This window comes from Thioclava sp. F42-5 (assembly GCF_002213195.1).
Taxonomy (GTDB): domain Bacteria; phylum Pseudomonadota; class Alphaproteobacteria; order Rhodobacterales; family Rhodobacteraceae; genus Thioclava; species Thioclava nitratireducens.
In genome coordinates, this window is sequence record NZ_NBNZ01000004.1 from 127334 (window position 1) to 147472 (window position 20139).

Here is a 20139-nt window from a genome sequence, read left to right on the forward strand (position 1 = left end):
CTTAAAGCGCGGCGATTTCCGACAGCGGGCCGCTCCAGTCGCCGAGCTGCGCCTGGCGATGAAGTTGCAGGTTTCCATACCAACGATCCGGGCTTCCTCGACGGCCCCAATACCACATGCACGCCGCCCCTTTCGGGATCAGCACATGGGTGTCGGGATGCCCCAGCGCACCGCAGAGATGGGCGGTGGTGTTGTCGATGCTCACCACCCGATCGAGCGCCATGATCTGTGCGGCGAACCCGTCGAGATCGGCGAACTGGTCGATTGCGGCATCGTGGAAAAGCGTCAGGTCAGGACGGCTGCGGGCGGCTTGCGCCAACTCCGCCTCGCGGTCGCCATATTGCAGGTTTACCACCAAGGCACCTTCGGGCAGGGCCCTCAGCATCGTTTCGAGCGCGAGCGAGCGATGCGCTCCGGTGATCGCGTCGCTGCTGTGCCATGCGACGCCGACGATCGGTCGCCCCTGCGCCATCTCGCGATAGCGGGCCCGGGTCATCTCGACCTGCACCGGATCGGCGTTCAGATACCCGCCAAGCGGTCGCGCCACGAGCGCCTCGACGCTGAGATAGCGCACGAGGTCACCGACGAAGATCATTTCCTCCGGAGCGACGCCCATCTTGTCGACCTCGGTGGTCTCCGCGAAGGCGATCCCAAGGCCGGAACGCTCGATCAAGGGCTTCATCCGGGCCTCGCCGACGAAGGTCACCTTTGCGCCGGCGGGCAGGGGAGCGCGCCCGATGATGGGCAGCAGCGCAAGCTGGTCGCCGATCCCCTGCTCGTCGACGAGAAAGAGGCGATCGCGGGTGGCGAGCTGCTCGGGTTCGGAATTTTCATAGGGAATGCGGCGGCGGTTCGCGTCGGGCTGGCGGCCTGCGTAATAGGGGGCTCCCGCCGCGAAATCGCCTTCGCCCATCAGGAAGGTGCCGTAGGCGCGCCGCACCCAGAGCCCGCCCCCGTCAACGAGGTGAAGGGCTTCGCGAAACGCGATCCGCGCCGCGCGAAAGTCTTCCCGGTCGAGGTGGCAATTGCCGGAAAATCCCAAAACCCGCTGGAACTGCGCGGGATCTTCGAAGCGATGCGAGAGGGTCTCGAGGGCGCGCTCGGTCTCGCCGCACGCACGTAGAGCCGCCATCCGAAGGGTGACGATTTCGTCGCGATGCGCGGGGGGCAGATCTGCCTCGGCCAGCAAGGCATCGGCGCCGACGATGAGGCTCCTGTAGTTCTGGCGGAAGAGTTTCGCCTTGAGCAAGCCGATGCGGTGCGCGATCGGCGCCGGCGAAAGTCGCGCGGCTTCCTCGTAGGCGGGCGCGGCTTCGGCATTGCTTTCGCCTGTGGCGAAGGCGTCGGCCGTGATGAACCAGATCTCGGCCGTCTTCATGCGCTCAGCCATCTTGCGCAGATTTCGTCCGGCCGTGGTCGACCGGTCGAGCCGCCCCATCAGATCGGCATAGAGGCGGGCCATCGGAACGTCTTCGCTGCCACGCTCGATTGCCTGCGCAAACAGATCGATGGCCGCGAAGATGTCGGCCTTGAGAACCCGCGCCTTACCCAGCCCTGCAAGCCCCATCGGATCGGTGGGCGCGATCAGCAGGGCGCGTTCGAAGAACTTCGTCGCGGCTTCGGCCTCGCGGCGGTCGAGCGCCACGGTGCCCAGCACGAGCCACGGGTGACGGTTCGCCGGATGCGCCTGGCTGACCTCATGCGCCAGCCGCGCCGCGTGCGGGCCGTCAGCCGCAGCGAGCGCCTCATAGGCTTCGTGCATCGTCAGCGCCGCTGCGCTGTCCGCGATACCGTAATACTTCGCGGCTTTCGCGGCCCGGGCGCGCCGGTCCTTGCGTGAGAGGGTGGTCTGGGTCATGCGCGTTCCCTCGGAATGGCGAAGTAGTCGATCGAGTGGACGTAGAACACGCTGTCGACCAGCACGTAGTCATGCGCGCGGCACCATTCCTGCGCGAAGGCGAGGAGGTTGTCGCGGCGGGTCTCGACCCAGATCAGCGGGCGGTCGCGCGCGATCAGCCCCTCGGCCCCGGCGAGCACGTCCAGCTCCATCCCTTCAGCGTCGATCTTGAGAAAGTCGGCGCGGGCGTCGGCCATCAGCGCATCCAGCGTCACGACCTTCAACTCGCCCGCTTCGTCAGCGATCAGTGTCGTGGCCCCGAGGTTGTTTTCCTGCGTGGTTTCGGCGCGGAAGTGGCCCTCCGCGCGGCCAACGCCGAAGCCCATGCCGCGCCGGTCGATCAGGCCATCGATCCCGTTCGCGGCGATATTGCCATCGAGAAGCGTCAGTGCGGCGGGGTTCGGCTCCACCGGATAGATGCGCGCCGGGTTCAGATGCTGTGCGTACCAGACGACGTGGTTGCCGATATTCGCGCCGACCTCGACGATATGCGGGTGCTTCACGCCGATCAGATCGCGCAGCTTCTCGAGCGAGCTATCCTCGAAGAACCTCCCCTGAAGGTGGGTGTTCTGGATGATGTCGAGCGGATTGGTGATCTGCATTTTCGCCGCCACGCCCCGATGTTCGAGCTGCGCCCAGACCGGATCGCGCTCGACCGCTTCGGCCCACATCCGCTCGACCTGCCGGGCCCAATCGGCCCCCGTCGCAGAGCGCGGCCCGGTGGAGTGCTGATCGCGGCGGTTGATGAAGAAGATCTCCGGGCGTTTCGCGCAGTGCCCGTTCTGCCAGAGTTGCAGGTAAAGCTTGTAATCCTCGCCCGTATCCATCGCCTCATCGAAGCCGAAGCGCGCCGCGAGTTCGGTGCGGATGAAAGCGCCGATCTGAACCGCGAAGAAGGGTGGCGTGGCGAGAAACTCTGCATAGCTGGAAAGCTCTGCCGGCTGACCGTCACGCAGTTGCGGCTCGCCCGCCGCGTCGAATTCGCAGATCAGCCCCCAAAGCGCATCGAGCGTGGGCTCATCGGCAAGTCGCGCGCCGAAAGCCTCGAACGCGTTCGGGGTCAGCACGTCATCCGCATCGAGGAAGAAAATCCATTTGATGCCCGCCTCCTGCGCTTGCCGGATCGCGGTATTGCGACGTGCAGACCGGCCGTGCAGCCCTTGCGTGTCATCCATCGCGTAGTGATGGACATGGTCGAACGGCCCCTTGGAAAAGCCGATCGCGGTCTCGACGGAGGGCGCGCAGCTTTCTTCGAACAACTGGCGATGGCCGGGGCCGATCGGGGTGATGATTGCGCAATCCATGGCTCAGCGCTCCTTGCCGCTTTGTTCATCCGCAAGCGACTGGAAGACGGATTCCCGGATCGTATCGAGCGAGACCTTCCGCGCCTCGCCATGGCTGAGCGCAGGCGTCAGGCCAAGTTGCAGCGCCAGCGCCGAGAAGAAGATCAAAGCGGCGCCGCCCAACATCGTGCGCATCTGCGGCTTCGCGCCCTCGCGCTTTGCTGGAAACTTGCCTGGCTCCGCGCGCGCCGGGGCAGACAGGGCAGCGGCGCGCGGTTTTGCGGCTTCGGGGGCGATGAAGATGTAGTGGTCGAGCGCGGTCAGTCGCGCCGTCAGCGGCGCCTGCCGCAAGGTCGCGAGAAGCGGGGCCGGGAAGTGATCCGCCGCGGCGTGGATCTGGCCGGGCAGGGCGGTTGCTCCCTGACGCGCGAGTTCCGCCACCTGGATGGCGAAGCTGCGAAGATCGTCGCGGAAATAGACGTCTCGGACCCCGAAGCTTTGCGCATCGGCGCCGGCCTCGTCGATGGTGATCCGCACGGTGTCGGCATCGAGGCTCAATTCGCAAGTCGCCATCAGCGCCTCGGCCCGGTGCGTATCGCTCAGCCGCCGGAAGCCGGGCGGGCCGCCATCCGCGCTCACCGGGGCCGTTGTTTCCGCTCGATCGGTAGGCACAGAGGCCGCATTCCTGCTCGTCGGCGGAGCGCTCGATGTCGCGGAGTGTGTCGGGTTCAACTCCGACAGGAGCCGCTCGACCTCGCGCAACGCGGGCGACACCGAGGCGGATTTCGCATCGGTCATCGCTTCCGGGTCGAGCCCCTCGTCGGCGGCATAGGCGAAATTGATCGCGTAATCGCGGGCGATCTCCGGAAGGTTGTCGGTGTCCTGCACGAGCGACAGGATCTTCTGCTCGTCGGAGAACAGCATCCGCCGTGTCTGGTAGCCGTCGATCTTTGGAATGACGCTGAACTCATCCGCCCGCCAGTTCATCGACCGCGCGAGCCGGGGCAGTACGCGCCCGGCCTCGCTCGCGTGGAAGACCAGCATCGCGCAGCCGCCTTCCGGGTCGAGGCCGACGGCCAGAGACATGTGCTGCGGCCATTGCTGGAACAGATGGCGCAGATCCTGCTCTTCGAGCAGAAAGGCTATGGCTTCCGCACTGGCGCTCATTCGATGTCCTGAATCCAAGATCAGTGTTGGAATTATCCTATCTATTCATGAATAATCGGTCAAGTTTCCCTGTCTATAGATGACACTGTGTGTTCTGTGCTTGTTTTTGTTAATGATTTTGGCATTTATACTTGACTTAACGAGAGCGTCACCGGAGATTTGCTCGAGATTTTGGGGAAACTGCGCCTGCCGGTGAAAGACTGGGGGCGCGAAGCATACGGACAAAGTATAATGACGATCATCCTTGGCCTGTTGGCCGTCGTGGGCCTCGTGTTCGGCGGCTTCCTCCTGTCCGGCGGCAGCATGGACGTTCTGATTCATGCCTTGCCGTTCGAAGGGATGATGATCGGTGGCGCCGCGCTCGGGTCGTTCCTGATCGCCAACTCGTTCGGGATGATCAAGCAATCGGGCCGGGGGCTCGTAAAGGTGCTCAAGGGCAGCAAGTGGAAGACGGCGGATTACACCGACCTCTTGAACCTGCTCTACGAGCTGTCGCGGCTCTATCGCAACAAGGGTATCATCGCGCTCGATCCTCATGTCGAAGCCCCGGAAGAGAGCGAGATCTTCAGCCGCTATCCGCGTATCCTGAAGGATCATTTCGCGATCCAGCTGATTACCGACAGCTTCCGGATGCTGGCGATGAATTTCGACGACAAGTACCAGACCGAGGACGTCATCAACCGCAAACTGAAGAAGCATCACCGCGAGGTTCTGGCCCCCGCCTCAGCGCTACAGACCGTGTCCGACGCCTTGCCTGCCATCGGCATCATCGCCGCCGTTCTGGGCGTGATCAAAACCATGGGTGCGATCGACCAGCCGCCGGAGATCCTGGGTGGTATGATCGGCGGCGCGCTTGTCGGCACCTTCCTCGGCGTGTTCCTTGCTTATTGCTTCGTGCAGCCGATGTCTGGCCGTCTGCGCCAGATCGAGGAAGAGGATTCCGCGTTCTATGCGGTGATCCGCGACATCTTCGTTGCGCTTGTGAGCGACCACCCGCCGAATATCTGCGTCGAGATCGGGCGCGGCAGCATCCCGACCGCGCATCAGCCGGATTTCTACACCGTCGAGCAGGCGCAGAAAGACCTGCCGCAGGCGGCGTAACCGCGCCATGGCCCGCAACCGGATCGCGGCCCTGGAGGTGATCGGGCGGCTGCGGCGGCGTGAGCTCGAAGAGCAGGCCGGCGAGCTATCGAAGCTGAATGCGCAGGTCGCGCGGCTGGAAAGCGAGCGCGATACGCTGACAGCGCGCGCCCGCGCCGAGCTTCACGTCACCTCGCCTGAGACCGCGCCTTACGCCGCCGGATTCCGCGAGGCGGTGCGCGAGACGGTTTCGTGGCTCGATCAGGAGATCGGCACGCTGAACGAACGCCGCGTGCCGCTCGAAGACCGGATGCGAGAGCTGTTCCGAGAGGCGAAGACCTATGACACGCTTCTCGACCGTGCCCGCGCCGAACGCGCGGCGGAGCTGGCAAAGCGCGAGCAGGCGCAGGTCGAGGAGCGCACGCTGCAGCGCTGGCTGCGCGACAGGGATGCGGTCAGAAGCTGAAAATCTCGCCGAGATTGGCGATGATCGTGACGAGCAGGACAACGCCCGCAACGAGCAGCGCGATCCACCAGACATATTGGAAGACGATCGCCGCAATTCCGAGGCTCACCGCATAGCTCGGCAGTCGCCAGTTTTCGCGGAGTGCCGCTGCGATCCCCGCGAGCACGATCGCTAGGATCCCGAGGACCGGCGCCGCGAGGCCGAGGTAGCTGGAAGCCGGGAGTGGTTGCGGCTCCACCGGCTTCGGCGCAAGGCCGAAGAAGGACCGCCAAGCCGAGCGTTTGATCTCGCCAGAGATCTCGCCAATCTGACTTCCGGCAGAGGGCTGAGGCCCGTTCGCAATTCCCGAGATCTGCACGAAAACCAGAATCAACGCGGCCGCGCCCGCCAGCAACGCCCAGAAGCCCCAACTGCGAAACAGGGGGCGAAGCGGGGCGGGCGGATGGCTTTCACTTTGGGTCATTCCGCGAGGTTAGCCGCGAATCTTGACGCAAATAAGAAGAATGCACGTCGCGCATTGACGCATCACGCGCCCACCGCACCTACCCCGCCGGATTCACGCTGGCGTGACGCGTCGTCCTGAGGCTAAGCTTCCTCGACAGCTCATCCACGAAGGGAGACGCCCGATGGAGTTCAGCGAAGCGATCCGCAAATGTTTCTCGAACTACGTGACTTTCACCGGCCGCGCGGCCCGGCCCGAATTCTGGTGGTTCGTGCTCTTCGTCTTTCTCGGGAACATCGTTTTCGGCTTGCTGGATCGCATCCTCTTCGGTCCGATGATGATGCGGGGCGGCGAAGCGTCGCTGCTGGGGGCGATCTTCTCGCTCGTCGTGTTCCTGCCGTCGCTCGCGGTGCTGGTGCGGCGGCTGCACGACCTCGACCGAACCGGCTGGTGGGCCTTGATCATGCTGGTCCCGCTGATCGGGACGCTGGTCCTGCTCTTCTTCACCGTTCAGCGCGGCTCGCCGCGCGGTAACCGTTTCGGGCCGCCGCCGCTGCCGCCACACCAGATGCCGTCCTGACCTGACATAAAAAGGGCACCCAAGCGGGTGCCCTTCATTCCGTCACCGGATACGCGTCGCTCAGTCGAGCGCCGCATCGCACCGTTTGCAGGTGCCGGGATGCTCATGCGTGCCGACATCGGGCAGGATCTTCCAGCAGCGTTCGCATTTCTGACCGTCGGCCTTCTCGAAGACCACCGAGATGCCCGAAACTTCGGGCAGGCGGTACGCTTCCTGCGGAGCCGGATCGGCGGTCAGCGCGATGTCCGAGGTGATGCAGAGATCCTCGAAGGGCACCGATTTCAGCGCCGCCAGAACGTCCGCATCCTCGACATGCACGACTGGTGCGGCCTCTAGCGAGGCTCCGATCACCTTGGCCGAACGCTGCACCTCCAGCGCTGCCGTCACCACGCGACGGGCGCGGCGGATGCCATCCCATTTCGCCGCAAGGCTCGCGTCGGCCCAGGCTTCGGGCGTCTCGGGGATGTCCTGCAGGTGAACCGAGGCATCGTCGCCCGGGAAGCGCGACAGCCACACGTCTTCCATGGTGAAGACGAGGATCGGCGCGAGCCAGGTCGTCAGGCGATGGAACAGCAGATCCAGCACCGTGCGCGCCGAACGGCGGCGCAGGCTGTCCTCGGGGTCGCAATAGAGCGCATCCTTGCGGACGTCGAAATAGAAGGCCGACAGGTCCACCGTGCAGAAGTTGAACAGCTGCTGGAAAACGCCCTGGAAATCGAAGGCGTCATAGCCCTTGCGCACCTCGGTATCGAGCTGTGCCAGACGATGCAGTACCCAGCGCTCCAGCTCCGGCATCTCGGTCGGATCGACGCGCTCGGCGTCGGAGAACCCATCGAGATTGCCCAGCATGAAACGCAGCGTGTTGCGCAGACGACGATAGCTGTCGGCGGTGCCTTTCAGGATCTCCTTGCCGATGCGCAGATCGGCCGTGAAGTCCGACTGCGCAACCCAGAGCCGCAGGATATCGGCGCCGTATTGCTCGATCACCTCCTGCGGCGCGACGGTGTTGCCGAGCGATTTGGACATCTTCATGCCCTTCTCGTCGAGCGTGAAGCCATGCGTCACCACGTTGCGGTAGGGCGCGCGGCCCTTCGTGGCGCAGGCCTGCAGCAACGAGGAGTGGAACCAGCCGCGGTGCTGGTCGGTCCCCTCGAGGTAGACATCGGCGATGCCGTCCTCTGTCCCGTCCGCGCGGTCGCGCAGCACGAAGGCGTGGGTGGAGCCGGAATCGAACCAGACGTCGAGCACGTCGAAGATCTGCTCGTACTCGTCGGGATTCACGACGCCTTCCAGAACCTTCGCCTTGAAGCCGTCCTCATACCACGCGTCCGCACCCTCGGTCTCGAAGGCGGCGGTGATGCGCGCGTTGACCTCGGCGTTGCGCAGCAGGAAGTCTTCGTCGGTGGGCTTGGCGCCTTTCTTGACGAAACAGGTGAGCGGCACGCCCCAGGCGCGCTGACGGCTCAGCACCCAGTCGGGACGGTTCTCGATCATCGAATGCAGGCGGTTCTTGCCCTTCTCGGGCGTGAAGGTCACCAGCTCCTCGATCGAGGTCAGCGCGCGGGCGCGGATCGTGTCGCCATACTCGCCCATGCCGTCATCCAGCGTGTGGTCGATCGCGGCGAACCATTGCGGCGTGTTGCGATAGATCAGCGGGGCTTTGGAGCGCCAGCTATGCGGATAGGAGTGCTTGATCTTGCCCTTGGCGAGAAGCGCCCCGGCCCAGGCCAGTTGCTTGATGTTCGACACATTTGCCGGCCCGTCCTTGCCATCAGCCGCGACGATCGCCTCGCCGCCGAACAGCGGCAGGTCCTTGCGGTAGCTGCCGTCGGGCTCGACGTTATAGGTCATCTGCAGCCCGTATTTCAGGCCCATCTGATAGTCGTCGTCGCCGTGGCTCGGTGCGGTGTGAACGAAGCCCGTCCCGGCCTCGTCGGTGACGTGGTCGCCGGGCAGGACCGGGACGTCGTAATCCCACTCGCCATTCGCGCCCTCGACGCCGGCATAGGGATGCGAGAGCGTCAGCCCCTCAAGCTCTGCCGCGCTGACATTGCGCACGCGGGTGAAGCTCTCGACTTTCGCCTGATCCATCACCGATTGCACCAGCGCATCGGCCATCAGCAGCAGTTCGCCTTCCTCGGCGGTCGATTTCTCGCCCAGCGTGTCGACGCGGTAGAGCCCGTAGGCGATGCCCGGATTGAAGGACACGGCGCGGTTTTGCGGGATCGTCCACGGGGTCGTGGTCCAGATCACGACGCTCGCCGCGTGCAGCTGATCGGCCAGCAGCGCCTGATCCGCGGCGTCATATTCGACCGCATCCTCGGTCGGCATGTCGGCATTGCCGCCCCGGCGGACCTTGAAGCGCACCCAGATCGTGTGGCTGGTGTGGTCGTGATACTCGACCTCTGCCTCGGCCAGCGCGGTCTTCTCAACCGGCGACCACATCACGGGCTTGGAGCCTTGGTAGAGCGTGCCGTTCATCAGGAACTTCATGAACTCCTCGGCGATCACCGCCTCGGCATGGTAGTTCATCGTCAGATAGGGATCGGCCCAGTTGCCATAGACACCCAGACGCTTGAATTCCTCGCGCTGGATGTCGACCCAGTTCTCGGCAAAGGCGCGGCATTCGCGGCGGAACGCCACCACGTCGACAGCGTCCTTGTCGAGACCCTTCGCGCGGTACTGCTCTTCGATCTTCCACTCGATCGGAAGGCCGTGGCAGTCCCAGCCAGGCACGTAGCGCGCATCGCGGCCCATCATCTGCTGAGAGCGAGTGATGAAATCCTTCAGGATCTTGTTGAGCGCGTGACCGATATGGAGATGGCCGTTCGCGTAGGGAGGGCCGTCATGGAGCACGAAGCCGGGGCGCGTCTCCTTCGCGGCCTTCTCGCGCAGGCGGTCATAGACGCCGATCTTCTCCCAGCGCGCCAGCCAGTCGGGCTCACGCGCAGGCAGGCCCGCGCGCATCGGGAAATCGGTTTTCGGCAGGAAGACGGTGCCGCGATAGTCGGGGGCGGTCGTCTCGGTGGTCTGGTCGGAACTCATGGATAGGTCGTCCTTGGGAAAGGGAAGGGCGTGCGCGCGCACGCCGCGAGGCTTGGCGCAATATCCCGGCTACCCTGACGCGTCAGAGCGCCGGGCAAATAATTCGCGGATATGCAGCCAGCAAGAACATGCCGCCCTTATAGGCGTGAGGTGCAAGCGCGGCAAGCGGAGATCAGGGAGGGCTGCCGCCCGTCACCGTGGGTTCGCAATCGCCGAAGAAGAGGGGGCGCTGCCCCCACGCCCGGTCGGGCGCTCCCCCGGGATATTTGTGCCAAGCCGAAACGTCGTTGCAGGCAAAAGCCGGGGATGCGCGGCCGATCGGGCTGGCCCCCTTCCCCCCTCGGTCGCGATCTCTTAGGGTCGGGGCGAAGCGAGGGAGGCAGCATGGCGGAACAGGCAGAAATCACGGGCGAAATGGTGGAGCAGCTCTTCCGGCGCTCTTCCGACGAATATCTATTCGCACGTTGGGGGCGCCCCGTCGTTCCCGTCGTGTTCGGGGTCGAGGCGGCGACGCTTGCGACGGTGAAGGGCGCGGTCGAGGCGGTGGTGGCGCTGGCAGGGCACAAGATGGCCGAGACCGATCCCGAGCTGGGCGCGAACCTGATGATCTTCTTCTTCCGCGACTGGCAGGAATTGCTCGAGGTGCCCAATCTCGATCACCTGATCGACGGGTTGCAGGATCTGGTGATCCGGCTCGACGATCAGGGGGCGAACCAGTATCGCGTCTTCCGCTTCGACAAGGAGGGCGCGATCCGCGCCTGTTTCGCCTTCGTGCGGATGGATGCGGGGCTCGATGAGGTGCCCGCCGAGGTAATCGCGCTCAGTCAGGCGGTGCAGATGATCCTGCTTTGGTCCGACAAGGCCTTCGTGAAACGCTCGCCGCTTGCGGTGGCGCGCGGGGTGACCGTGCTGCGTCCCGAGATCGCTGCGGTGATCGCAGCTGCCTACGACCCGACGATGCCGGCTGTGGCGAAAGATCCGACCCACGCGCTGCGTCTCGCGGCCCGCGCCGGCCTGCGTCAGGGCGAGGCCGCAGAGGCGGTGCGGGAATTGTCGCGCGAAGTGGGCGAGGCGGAGCCGGACGATCGGGAGAACGAGCATGGCGCATGAGTTTCCGATCCGGGTCTATTACGAGGATACCGACCTCGCGGGGATCGTCTATTACGCCAATTACCTGAAGTTCATCGAGCGCGGGCGGTCCGAATTCGTCCGCGCGCTGGGCGTAGATCAGGTCGCCATGAAGGCCGATTACGGGGTGGTCTTCGCGGTGCGCCGCGTCGAGGCCGATTACCTGCGTCCCGCGAAATTCGACGACGAACTGGTGGTGACGACCGACCTCGTCACCGAAACGGGCGCGCGCTTGGTGATGGAGCAGACCGTGCAGCGCGACGGCGAGGTGCTGTTCACCGCGCAGGTCACCATCGTCTGTCTCAACGAGGCGGGCGCGGCTCAGCGGCTTCCCGCCGATATTCGCCGGAAACTGGCCCCGAAACTGCATTGAAAAGCGGCGGGGTTTCGCCGGTTACATTGTTGTTATGGCGTTCCCCTTACTGCTGATATAGAATCGCTGGTAATCAGAGGCCCGATAACGTGGCCCCAACCGGCGAGCAGTACCTATGGACCATTCTTCGCTTGCGATGGCGCAGGAGATCGATTTCTCCCTGCTGGCGCTCTTTCTGCGCGCATCGCTGACCGTCAAACTCGTGATGATCATCCTCGTCGTGGCCAGCTTCTGGTCCTGGGCGATCATCATCCGCAAATTCATCGCCTATCGCGCGGCGCGCTCCGAGGCGGAAGCCTTCGACCGGGCCTTCTGGTCCGGCGAGCCGCTCGACGAGCTGTTCGACCAGATCGGCCCCGCGCCCGAAGGCGCGAGCCAGAAGATCTTCGCCGCCGGCATGTTGGAATGGCGCCGGTCGCATCGTCAGGACGGGGCGCTGATCACCGGCGCGCAAGCGCGGATCGAACGCTCGATGGATGTCGCGATCCAGAAGGCGACCGAAAACCTCAATTACGGGCTGACCTTCCTTGCGACCGTGGGCTCGATCTCGCCCTTCGTGGGCCTGTTCGGTACGGTCTGGGGGATCAAGGTCGCCTTCGAGGAGATCGCGATCTCGCAGAATACCTCGCTCGCCGTCGTGGCGCCCGGCATTTCGGAAGCGCTCGTGGCGACCGCGCTGGGTCTTCTCGCGGCAATTCCGGCGGTGATCTTCTACAACAAGCTGTCGTCCGATGCCGATCGCATTGCGGGCAACTATGAGGCCTTCGCGGACGAATTCTCGACCATCCTGTCGCGCCAGTTGGATAGCTGATCATGGGTGCGGGTGTTGCAAAACGCGGATCGGGCGGATCGCGGCGCCGCAGGAGCGGACGCGGGCGTCACGCCGCGATGAGCGAGATCAACGTCACGCCGATGGTCGACGTGATGCTGGTGCTGCTGGTGATCTTCATGGTCGCCGCGCCGATGATGACGGTGGGCGTGCCGCTCGAGTTGCCGAAGACGGCGGCCAAGGCCGTACCGACCGAGCAGGAGGTGCCGCTGACGGTGTCGATCCAGGCGGACGGGAAGGTCTCGCTGATGAACTCGGAAGTGCCGCAGGATCAGCTGATCGACCGTCTCAAGGCGATCGCGGCCGAGCGCAAGAGCGACAAGGTCTTCCTGCGTGCGGATGGCAAGATTTCCTATTCTCAGGTGGTGCAGGTGATGGGCGCGCTCAACGGCGCGGGGTTCTCGAACATCACGCTCGTCACCGATACCGGGGGGCCGCAATTGACGGCGCCTGCGGGGAACTGAGCCCAGGGGGCATCGCATGAACCGTGCGGACAAGATCGGTTACGGCCTGTCGGGCGCGCTGCATCTGGGCGTGCTCTTCTGGGTCATTGCCGGGGGCCAGTGGTTCTTCCCGAAACCGAATAAGCCGGTGGTGATCTCTCAGGTCGCGGTGATGTCCGAGAAGGACTTCAACACGATGATGGCCTCGGCGCCGAAGGACGCGCCGCAGCCCACGCCGGATCCGGTCGCGCCCACGGCGCCCGATACGCCAACCGAGACGGCCCCGCCGCCCAAGCCGCCCGCGCCGGAGCCGCAGTCCAAGCCCGAGCCGGAACCGCAGGCGATGCAGCAGCCCGACCCCGTACCGGATGCGCAGCCCGATGTGTCGGCCCTGCAAGAGCCGACGCCGCCTGCCGAAGTTAGCGACACGCCGCCGGAGATCGTGCCGCCGGTCGAGGAGCCTTCGCCGACGGTCACGCCCGATATCTCGCCCGTGCCGAAGCCGAAACAGGCGCCGCGCGTTGCTCCCACGCCTGCGCCCGAGCCGCCGCCCGAGGCGAAGGTCGACCCGCAGGCTCAGCCGCAAGAGGCCCCCAAACCCGCCGACACGCCCGATCAGCCCACCGAGAAGCCGAAGGAGGCGACGGCGCCGCCCGAAGCCTCCACCGAAATCGTGACCGAGGCGAACAAGACCAAGGACAAGCCGGAAAGCTCCGCGCCGCTGGCCTCGCCGCGGCCGAGCGCCAAGCCGAAACCGCCCGCGCCGAAAGAGACGCAGACGGCTGCGTCCCCGGCAGAGAAGAAGCCTGAAGCGCCCAAGCCCGCCGAGAAGAAACCGGCTGAGCCGAAACAGGCTGAGAAAAAGCCCGCGCCGAGCGAGCCGAAGAAAGTCGACAGCGCCTCGGTCAACGATGCGCTTGCGGCTGCCTTGGGCGGTGAAGGCACGGGTGGCACCGGCTCTGCGCCGACGGGTCCGCCGATCACCGCGGGCGAGAAAGACGCGCTGATCGTCGATATCAAGCAGTGCTGGAACACCGGCGCGCTCAGCTCGGATGCGCTGCGCACCACAGTGACGCTGTCGGTCGACATGCAGCCCGACGGCCACCCGATCATCTCCTCGATCAAGCTGGTCGGGGCGACGGGCGGCACCGGCAACGCGGTCGATCAGGCCTTCGAGGCCGGGCGACGCGCCATCGTTCTGTGCGGCTCGGACGGGTTCCCGCTGCCGCCGGAGAAATATGACCGCTGGAAAACGATCACCATCGACTTCAATCCCGAAAAAATGAGGATGAAATGATGGCTGATCGGCGAATTTCCGCGCGGTGTCATGGGGTTGTGATGCACGATCGTGCCGCAGCGCGTTACAAACCGGGCAAGACCCGGAAAGGGAGTGTGTGACATGATGCGTTTCGTTCTAAGTTTGCTGGCCGCTGTGATGCTGGCACCCATCGCCGCAATCGCGCAGGATTCCGAGCCGCTGCATATCGAGATCACCGATGGTGTGATCGAGCCGATGCCGTTCGCAATCGCGGGTTTCATCCCCGAGACCCCCGACGCCGGCCAGATGGCGAGCCAGATCACGCAGGTGATCTCGAGCGATCTGACCGGGACCGGGCTGTTCCGCGAAATTCCGAAATCCGCCTATATCCAGAACGTGTCGAGCTTCGACACGCCGGTGAAATATTCCGACTGGCAGGCGATCAACGCACAGGCGCTGGTCGTGGGATCGGTCGGGATGCAGGGCGGCAAGGTGGTCGTGAAGTTCCGCCTGTTCGACGTGTTCTCCGGACAGCAGATGGGCGACGGGCAGCAACTTGCGGCCTCGCCGGCAAGCTGGCGGCGTCTGGCACACAAGGTCTCGGACGTGATCTATTCGCGCATCACGGGCGAGGGGCCGTATTTCGACAGCCGCGTTGTTTTCGTCTCGGAAAGCGGGCCGAAGGACAACCGCCAGAAGCGCCTCGCGGTGATGGATTACGACGGCGCGAACGTGACTTACCTTACCGATGCCTCGACCATCGTGCTCGCACCGCGTTTCTCGCGCGACGGGACGAAAGTGCTCTTCACCACCTTCGAGACCGGTTTCCCGCGCATCAAGATGCTCGACGTGGCGACCGCCTCGGCGAGGCTGCTGCCTGAAGTGCCCGGGACGATGACATTCGCGCCGCGCTTCTCGCCCGATGGGCAGAAGATCGTCTACTCGATGGAGCAGAACGGCAATACCGACCTCTGGATGATGAATGTCAGCACGGGCCAGACCCAACGGTTGACGACCTCGCCCGCGATCGAGACTTCGCCCAGCTTCTCGCCCGACGGATCGCGGATCGTGTTCGAGTCCGATCGCTCGGGTACCCAGCAGCTCTACATCATGCCGGTCGGCGGCGGCGAGGCGACGCGGATCAGCTTCGGTGACGGGCGCTATTCGACGCCGGTCTGGTCGCCGCGCGGCGATATGATCGCCTTTACCAAGCAGAACCAAGGCCGGTTCCATATCGGCGTGATGCGCACCGATGGCTCGGAAGAGCGGCTGCTGACCTCGTCCTTCCTCGACGAGGGCCCAACCTGGTCGCCCAATGGCCGGGTGATCATGTTCACCCGGGAGAGCCCCGGCGCCGAAGGCTCGGCCTCGCTCTATTCGGTCGACATCTCCGGGCGCAACCTGAAGAAAGTCTCCACGCCGGGCGCCGCGTCGGACCCGGCCTGGTCGCCGCTTCTGCCGTGAGGGCGGATTAACAAGCGTTAGAGAAACTGATAGGCTCGCCCGCAATGGGCAGATCAACAAAGGCGGAACCAATGAAATTTGCAGTGAAGGCCGTGTTGGCCATCTCGATGCTGGGCCTCGCGGCCTGTTCGAACCCCGATCAATACGGCTCCGGTGCGACCGGTCCCGGCGGCGCGCTCGGCCCGGGCGGCGCTGGCATGGGCGGCGTCAGCCAAGGCGGGATCAACGATCCGAACTCGCCGGCCTATTTCAGCCAGACCATCGGCGACATGGTGCATTTCCAAGTCGACCAGTCGACGCTGACCGACACCGCGCGCGGCATCCTGAGCCAACAGGCGAGCTGGCTGGTGAGCCACCCGAGCTACACCGCGATCATCGAAGGCCATGCCGACGAGCAGGGCACCCGCGAATATAACCTCGCGCTTGGGGCGCGTCGTGCCTCTGCGGTGCAGGAATACCTGATCAGCCAAGGCGTGGCCGGCAACCGTCTGCGCACGGTCTCCTACGGTAAAGAACGTCCGCTGGCAGTCTGCTCGACCGAAGAGTGCTACCAGAAGAACCGTCGCGCCGTGACGGTGATCTCGCAATCGGCGGTCGGGAGCTGATCGCGATGCTGAGAGCTTTGCTTCTCGGTGCGGCTGTTCTGGCAGCCGCGCCCGCGCTGGCTCAGGACGCGAACCGCGCCCAGACGCTGGCTGACATCAAGACCGAACTGGGACAGCTTCAGACCGAGATCGGTAGCCTGCGCCAGGAACTGAAATCCTCTGGTCAAGCCGGTCTGCAGAAGGCGGGCGGCGATTCCGCTCTGCAGCGGATGGATTCGATGGAGCTGTCGCTGTCGCATATGACCGACCGCGTCGAGGAGCTGGAAAACAAGATCAACCGCGTCGTCGCCGACGGCACGAAGCGGATCGGCGATCTGAACTTCCGGGTCTGCGAAATGGAAGAGAATTGCGACATTTCGAAGCTTGGCAAGACAGAGCCGCTGGGAGGCGAAGCGCCGAACACCGGTGCGTCGGTCACGGGTCCGGCTCCGGATTCCACGCCCGGACCCGATCTTGCGATCAACGAGAAATCGGATTTCGAGGCGGGCAAGAAGGCCTATGAGGATGGCGATTACGCCTCTGCGGCCGATCTTCTCACGACCTTCCGGCAGACCTATCCCGGTTCCCCGCTGACCAGCGACGCGATGTATTATCGCGGTCTCGCACTGCAAAAGCAAGGTGATGAGGCGGGCGCTGCGCGGGCATGGCTCGACGGGTTCTCCGCCGACCCGAAAGGCTCGCGCGCCGCGGATAACCTGCTGTCGCTCGGCAAGGCGCTGGGGCAGCTCGGACAGCAGAGCGAGGCCTGCACTACGCTGGGTCAGGTGAGCGCACGCTTCCCGGGTTCGTCGGCGGCGGGCGAGGCGCAGAGCGCGCAGCAATCGCTGGGATGCCAGTGAGCGTTCTCCGGTGACGCTGGACGACATCGCAAGACACGGTTTTGACCCCGATGCGCCCCGGCGCGTCGGGGTTGCCGTTTCCGGGGGTTCGGATTCGATGGCGACGCTCGCGCTGTTGGCTGCGCATTTCGAGGTCGCCGCGGTGACGGTGGATCACGGGCTGCGCGCCGAGGCTGCCGAGGAAGCCGCATTTGTCGGGCGGTTCTGCGCAGATCGGGGTATTTCGCACACGATCCTGCGCTGGGACGGAGCCAGCGCCGAAGGTAACCTGATGGACGCCGCGCGCCGGGCGCGCCTTGGGCTGATCGGCGCATGGGCGGGCTCGACCGGGATCAGTCATGTCGCACTTGGGCATACTGCCGACGATCAGGCAGAGACCTTTCTGATGCGGCTCGCGCGCGAGGCGGGGCTGGAGGGGCTGTCAGGCATGCGCCCACGCTTCGAGGCCGAGGGGGTGACATGGCACCGCCCGTTTCTGACCCAGACACGAGAGGCGTTGCGCGATTACCTGCGCAGGCAGGGCATCGCATGGGTCGACGATCCGTCCAACGAAAATGAACGCTTCGACCGGGTGAAGGCGCGACAGGCGCTTGGCACGCTGAAATCTTTGGGTGTCGATGCGCAGGCGATTGCCGGGGTGACGACAAACCTTGCGTCGGCCAACGCTGCGCTGCATCGACTGCTGATGGCGGAGGTCGAGCGCCATGTCTCCGAGCAATCGGGAGATCTGCTGATCGACGCGACGGGCTTTTCCGTGATGGATCCGGAGTTGCAACGTCGCCTGATCGTGGCAGCGCTGCGCTGGATCTCTGGCGCGGATTACGCGCCACGCGCCGCGAAGGTGCAGACCCTGCTGGCGGAGTTGCCCCGGCAAGGCGACCGCACCCTGCACGGTTGCCGTATCACCACCGCCAAGGGCGCGCTACGCATCACCCGCGAGGCGCAGGCGGTGGCCGATCTGCGCGTGACCCTCGAAGATGGCGCCGCGACCTGGGACCGCTGGGAGGTCACCGGGCCCGCCATGGACGCCACGGAAGTCGCGGCGCTGGGGGAGGCGGGATTACGCCAATGCCCCGATTGGCGCGAAACGGGCCTTCCACGTGCCTCGCTTGCCGCAAGCCCGGCCATATGGCGCGGCGAAACGCTTGTCGCGGCACCGCTCGCAGGCTTCGGGATCGGCTGGCAGGCGCGGATTTGCCGCGACGCATTCGACACTTGGCTAATTCGACGTTGAACCCGGGCGCGTAATGCCTATTTTCACTGAGGAAGAGGCGGCGACCGCAGGTCAGCCGCCCGATACGATTGGAGGATATTCCTTGGGTAATGCGCGCAATCTGGCCTTTTGGGCGGTGCTGTTCCTGCTGATTTTGGCCCTGTTCAACCTTTTCGGTGATGGGCAATCTTCGATGAACTCGTCCCAAGCGACCTATTCGGAGTTCATGGACGCCGTCAACAAAGGCGAGGTGAAGAACGTCCGCCTCGATGGCGAAGAGGTGCGCTACCAGCTCGCCGACGGCACGAGCTTCACCACCGTCAAGCCTCTGGAAGATCAGATCGCAGAGAAGCTGATCGACAAGGGCATCGCGGTGAGCGTCGTCAAGCAACAGCAATCCGGCTTCATGTCGCTGCTGGGCGTCTGGCTCCCGTTCCTCGTGCTGATCGGCATCTGGATCTTCTTCATGAACCGGATGCAGGGCGGCGGCAAAGGCGGCGCGATGGGCTTCGGCAAGTCCAAGGCAAAACTGCTGACCGAGAAACATGGTCGCGTGACCTTCGACGACGTGGCGGGCATCGACGAAGCCAAGGAAGAACTCGAAGAGATCGTCGAATTTCTGCGCAACCCGCAAAAATTCTCGCGCCTTGGCGGCAAGATCCCGAAAGGCGCGCTGCTGGTGGGCCCTCCGGGCACCGGTAAGACGCTTCTGGCCCGCGCGATTGCGGGCGAGGCGGGTGTGCCGTTCTTCACCATCTCGGGCTCCGACTTCGTCGAGATGTTCGTCGGTGTTGGCGCATCCCGTGTCCGCGACATGTTCGAACAGGCCAAGAAGAACGCGCCCTGTATCGTCTTCATCGACGAGATCGACGCGGTGGGCCGTGCTCGTGGCGTCGGCATCGGCGGCGGCAATGACGAGCGCGAACAGACCCTCAACCAGCTGCTGGTCGAGATGGACGGGTTCGAGGCAAACGAAGGCATCATCATCATCGCGGCGACGAACCGGAAAGACGTGCTTGACCCTGCGCTGCTGCGTCCGGGCCGCTTCGATCGCCAGATCCACGTGCCGAACCCCGATATCAAGGGCCGCGAGAAGATCCTGACGGTTCACTCGCGCAAAGTGCCGGTGGGGCCCGATGTGGACCTGCGCACCATCGCGCGCGGCACGCCGGGCTTCTCGGGCGCCGACCTGATGAACCTCGTGAACGAAGCAGCGCTGATGGCGGCGCGCGTCGGGCGTCGTTTCGTCTCGATGGAAGATTTCGAGAACGCGAAGGACAAGGTGATGCTGGGTGTCGAGCGCCGCTCGATGGTCCTCACCCCCGAGCAGAAGGAAATGACCGCCTATCACGAGGCCGGTCACGCCATCGTCGGACTGTCGCTGCCGAAATGCGATCCGGTCTACAAGGCCACGATCATTCCGCGCGGTCAGGCCTTGGGTATGGTCGTCTCGCTGCCCGAGATGGACAAGCTCAACTACCACAAGGACGAGGCCAAGCAGAAAATCACCATGACGATGGCGGGTAAGGCTGCCGAGATCATCAAATGGGGCGAGGAACATGTCTCGAACGGCCCGGCTGGTGACATTCAGCAGGCGTCGGCCATCGCCCGCGCGATGGTGATGCGCTGGGGCATGTCCGACAAGGTCGGCAATATCGACTACGCCGAGGCGCATGAGGGCTATCAGGGCAACACCGCTGGCTTCTCGGTCTCGACCAAGACGAAAGAGCTGATCGAGGAAGAGGTGCGGGGCCTGATCGAAGAGGGCTATCAGGAGGCCCGCCGCATCCTCACCGAGCGGATCGAGGATTGGGAACGTCTGGCGCAGGGTCTTCTGGAATACGAGACCCTCACGGGCGACGAGATCAAGAAGGTCCTCTCCGGAGAGCCGCTGGGCGGCGACGACGATGACAGCTCCTCGGGAAGCCTGCCGTCGGTGACCGCGCTGCCCAAGACGTCCAAGAAAAAGGATCAGGGCGACGGCGGGGCGGAAACCACCCCCGAGCCTTCGGCCTGATCGCGCAGGT

General features: G+C 64.6%; 18 protein-coding genes. 13 read left to right on the forward strand and 5 right to left on the reverse strand.

Going from position 1 to position 20139, the window contains the following annotated elements:
- Window position 1: 1 nt before the first annotated feature.
- The 3 genes from B6V74_RS12225 to B6V74_RS12235 are packed head-to-tail and all read right to left on the reverse strand — an operon-like array spanning window position 2 to window position 4347.
- Window positions 2-1858, reverse strand: coding sequence for a hypothetical protein (locus B6V74_RS12225; protein ID WP_088722931.1), 1857 nt, complete (start codon window positions 1856-1858; stop codon window positions 2-4).
- Window positions 1855-3201 (reverse strand): FkbM family methyltransferase, encoded by a 1347-nt coding sequence (locus B6V74_RS12230; RefSeq protein ID WP_088722932.1) that lies wholly within the window; start codon window positions 3199-3201, stop codon window positions 1855-1857. Before B6V74_RS12230 ends, B6V74_RS12225 begins: the two co-directional genes overlap by 4 nt.
- Before the next feature lie 3 nt (window positions 3202-3204).
- Window positions 3205-4347, reverse strand: a complete 1143-nt coding sequence (locus tag B6V74_RS12235; RefSeq protein ID WP_088722933.1) for a hypothetical protein — start codon at window positions 4345-4347, stop codon at window positions 3205-3207.
- Window positions 4348-4578: 231 nt separating this feature from the next.
- Here B6V74_RS12235 and motA point away from each other — a divergent pair, with 231 nt between their 5' ends.
- Together motA and B6V74_RS12245 are read left to right on the forward strand one after the other, a co-directional pair.
- The gene (gene motA, locus B6V74_RS12240) at window positions 4579-5448 is read left to right on the forward strand and encodes a flagellar motor stator protein MotA (RefSeq protein ID WP_088723063.1); all 870 of its coding nucleotides are present in this window, start codon (window positions 4579-4581) and stop codon (window positions 5446-5448) included.
- A 7-nt stretch (window positions 5449-5455) separates the two neighbouring features.
- Entirely contained in the window at window positions 5456-5893 is a 438-nt protein-coding gene (locus tag B6V74_RS12245) for a flagellar FliJ family protein (protein ID WP_075775870.1), read from the forward strand.
- Here B6V74_RS12245 and B6V74_RS12250 read toward each other — a convergent pair.
- Window positions 5883-6356, reverse strand: a complete 474-nt coding sequence (locus B6V74_RS12250) for a hypothetical protein (RefSeq protein WP_088722934.1) — start codon at window positions 6354-6356, stop codon at window positions 5883-5885. The two genes, B6V74_RS12245 and B6V74_RS12250, sit on opposite strands and share 11 nt — an antisense overlap.
- A gap of 163 nt (window positions 6357-6519) precedes the next feature.
- On the opposite strand from B6V74_RS12250, the gene B6V74_RS12255 reads away from it, so the two are divergent.
- Window positions 6520-6915: a DUF805 domain-containing protein gene (locus B6V74_RS12255; RefSeq protein ID WP_088722935.1), complete on the forward strand. Its 396-nt coding sequence runs from the start codon at window positions 6520-6522 to the stop codon at window positions 6913-6915.
- Window positions 6916-6975: 60 nt separating this feature from the next.
- Here the strand turns inward: B6V74_RS12255 and ileS are convergent, their stop codons facing one another.
- Window positions 6976-9960: an isoleucine--tRNA ligase gene (gene ileS, locus B6V74_RS12260; protein ID WP_088722936.1), complete on the reverse strand. Its 2985-nt coding sequence runs from the start codon at window positions 9958-9960 to the stop codon at window positions 6976-6978.
- A gap of 414 nt (window positions 9961-10374) precedes the next feature.
- Here ileS and B6V74_RS12265 point away from each other — a divergent pair, with 414 nt between their 5' ends.
- From B6V74_RS12265 to ftsH, 10 genes are all read left to right on the forward strand, one after another.
- Entirely contained in the window at window positions 10375-11070 is a 696-nt protein-coding gene (locus B6V74_RS12265) for a hypothetical protein (protein WP_240497107.1), read from the forward strand.
- The gene (gene ybgC, locus B6V74_RS12270) at window positions 11060-11461 is read left to right on the forward strand and encodes a tol-pal system-associated acyl-CoA thioesterase (protein ID WP_088720385.1); all 402 of its coding nucleotides are present in this window, start codon (window positions 11060-11062) and stop codon (window positions 11459-11461) included. The genes B6V74_RS12265 and ybgC overlap by 11 nt, the downstream gene beginning before the upstream one ends.
- 115 nt (window positions 11462-11576) lie before the next feature.
- Window positions 11577-12272: a protein TolQ gene (gene tolQ, locus B6V74_RS12275; RefSeq protein WP_088720384.1), complete on the forward strand. Its 696-nt coding sequence runs from the start codon at window positions 11577-11579 to the stop codon at window positions 12270-12272.
- Between the two features lie 2 nt (window positions 12273-12274).
- Window positions 12275-12754, forward strand: coding sequence for a protein TolR (gene tolR, locus B6V74_RS12280; RefSeq protein ID WP_075775876.1), 480 nt, complete (start codon window positions 12275-12277; stop codon window positions 12752-12754).
- Between the two features lie 16 nt (window positions 12755-12770).
- Window positions 12771-14030 (forward strand): hypothetical protein, encoded by a 1260-nt coding sequence (locus B6V74_RS12285; protein WP_088722937.1) that lies wholly within the window; start codon window positions 12771-12773, stop codon window positions 14028-14030.
- 102 nt (window positions 14031-14132) lie between these two features.
- Entirely contained in the window at window positions 14133-15455 is a 1323-nt protein-coding gene (tolB, locus tag B6V74_RS12290) for a Tol-Pal system beta propeller repeat protein TolB (RefSeq protein WP_075775878.1), read from the forward strand.
- 71 nt (window positions 15456-15526) lie between these two features.
- Window positions 15527-16060, forward strand: a complete 534-nt coding sequence (gene pal, locus B6V74_RS12295; RefSeq protein WP_075775879.1) for a peptidoglycan-associated lipoprotein Pal — start codon at window positions 15527-15529, stop codon at window positions 16058-16060.
- Between the two features lie 5 nt (window positions 16061-16065).
- Complete coding sequence (gene ybgF, locus B6V74_RS12300) at window positions 16066-16899, forward strand: tol-pal system protein YbgF (RefSeq protein WP_342637091.1); 834 nt, start codon at window positions 16066-16068, stop codon at window positions 16897-16899.
- 10 nt (window positions 16900-16909) lie between these two features.
- A complete protein-coding gene (gene tilS / locus B6V74_RS12305) occupies window positions 16910-18133 on the forward strand; it encodes a tRNA lysidine(34) synthetase TilS (RefSeq protein WP_276206155.1) in 1224 nt (407 codons plus the stop codon).
- A gap of 82 nt (window positions 18134-18215) precedes the next feature.
- Window positions 18216-20129, forward strand: coding sequence for an ATP-dependent zinc metalloprotease FtsH (gene ftsH, locus B6V74_RS12310; RefSeq protein WP_075775881.1), 1914 nt, complete (start codon window positions 18216-18218; stop codon window positions 20127-20129).
- Window positions 20130-20139: the final 10 nt, after the last annotated feature.

What these genes read in the sequence shown, in the direction of transcription:
- B6V74_RS12285 (WP_088722937.1), top strand. Translation starts at nt 12,771, where the DNA reads ATGAACCGTGCGGACAAGATCGGTTACGGCCTGTCGGGCGCGCTGCAT.
- tolQ (WP_088720384.1), top strand. Translation starts at nt 11,577, where the DNA reads ATGGACCATTCTTCGCTTGCGATGGCGCAGGAGATCGATTTCTCCCTG.
- B6V74_RS12255 (WP_088722935.1), top strand. Translation starts at nt 6,520, where the DNA reads ATGGAGTTCAGCGAAGCGATCCGCAAATGTTTCTCGAACTACGTGACT.
- B6V74_RS12225 (WP_088722931.1), bottom strand. Translation starts at nt 1,858, where the DNA reads ATGACCCAGACCACCCTCTCACGCAAGGACCGGCGCGCCCGGGCCGCG.
- pal (WP_075775879.1), top strand. Translation starts at nt 15,527, where the DNA reads ATGAAATTTGCAGTGAAGGCCGTGTTGGCCATCTCGATGCTGGGCCTC.
- tolR (WP_075775876.1), top strand. Translation starts at nt 12,275, where the DNA reads ATGGGTGCGGGTGTTGCAAAACGCGGATCGGGCGGATCGCGGCGCCGC.
- B6V74_RS12250 (WP_088722934.1), bottom strand. Translation starts at nt 6,356, where the DNA reads ATGACCCAAAGTGAAAGCCATCCGCCCGCCCCGCTTCGCCCCCTGTTT.
- motA (WP_088723063.1), top strand. Translation starts at nt 4,579, where the DNA reads ATGACGATCATCCTTGGCCTGTTGGCCGTCGTGGGCCTCGTGTTCGGC.
- ybgF (WP_342637091.1), top strand. Translation starts at nt 16,066, where the DNA reads ATGCTGAGAGCTTTGCTTCTCGGTGCGGCTGTTCTGGCAGCCGCGCCC.
- B6V74_RS12245 (WP_075775870.1), top strand. Translation starts at nt 5,456, where the DNA reads ATGGCCCGCAACCGGATCGCGGCCCTGGAGGTGATCGGGCGGCTGCGG.
- B6V74_RS12230 (WP_088722932.1), bottom strand. Translation starts at nt 3,201, where the DNA reads ATGGATTGCGCAATCATCACCCCGATCGGCCCCGGCCATCGCCAGTTG.
- ileS (WP_088722936.1), bottom strand. Translation starts at nt 9,960, where the DNA reads ATGAGTTCCGACCAGACCACCGAGACGACCGCCCCCGACTATCGCGGC.
- tolB (WP_075775878.1), top strand. Translation starts at nt 14,133, where the DNA reads ATGATGCGTTTCGTTCTAAGTTTGCTGGCCGCTGTGATGCTGGCACCC.
- B6V74_RS12265 (WP_240497107.1), top strand. Translation starts at nt 10,375, where the DNA reads ATGGTGGAGCAGCTCTTCCGGCGCTCTTCCGACGAATATCTATTCGCA.
- B6V74_RS12235 (WP_088722933.1), bottom strand. Translation starts at nt 4,347, where the DNA reads ATGAGCGCCAGTGCGGAAGCCATAGCCTTTCTGCTCGAAGAGCAGGAT.
- ybgC (WP_088720385.1), top strand. Translation starts at nt 11,060, where the DNA reads ATGGCGCATGAGTTTCCGATCCGGGTCTATTACGAGGATACCGACCTC.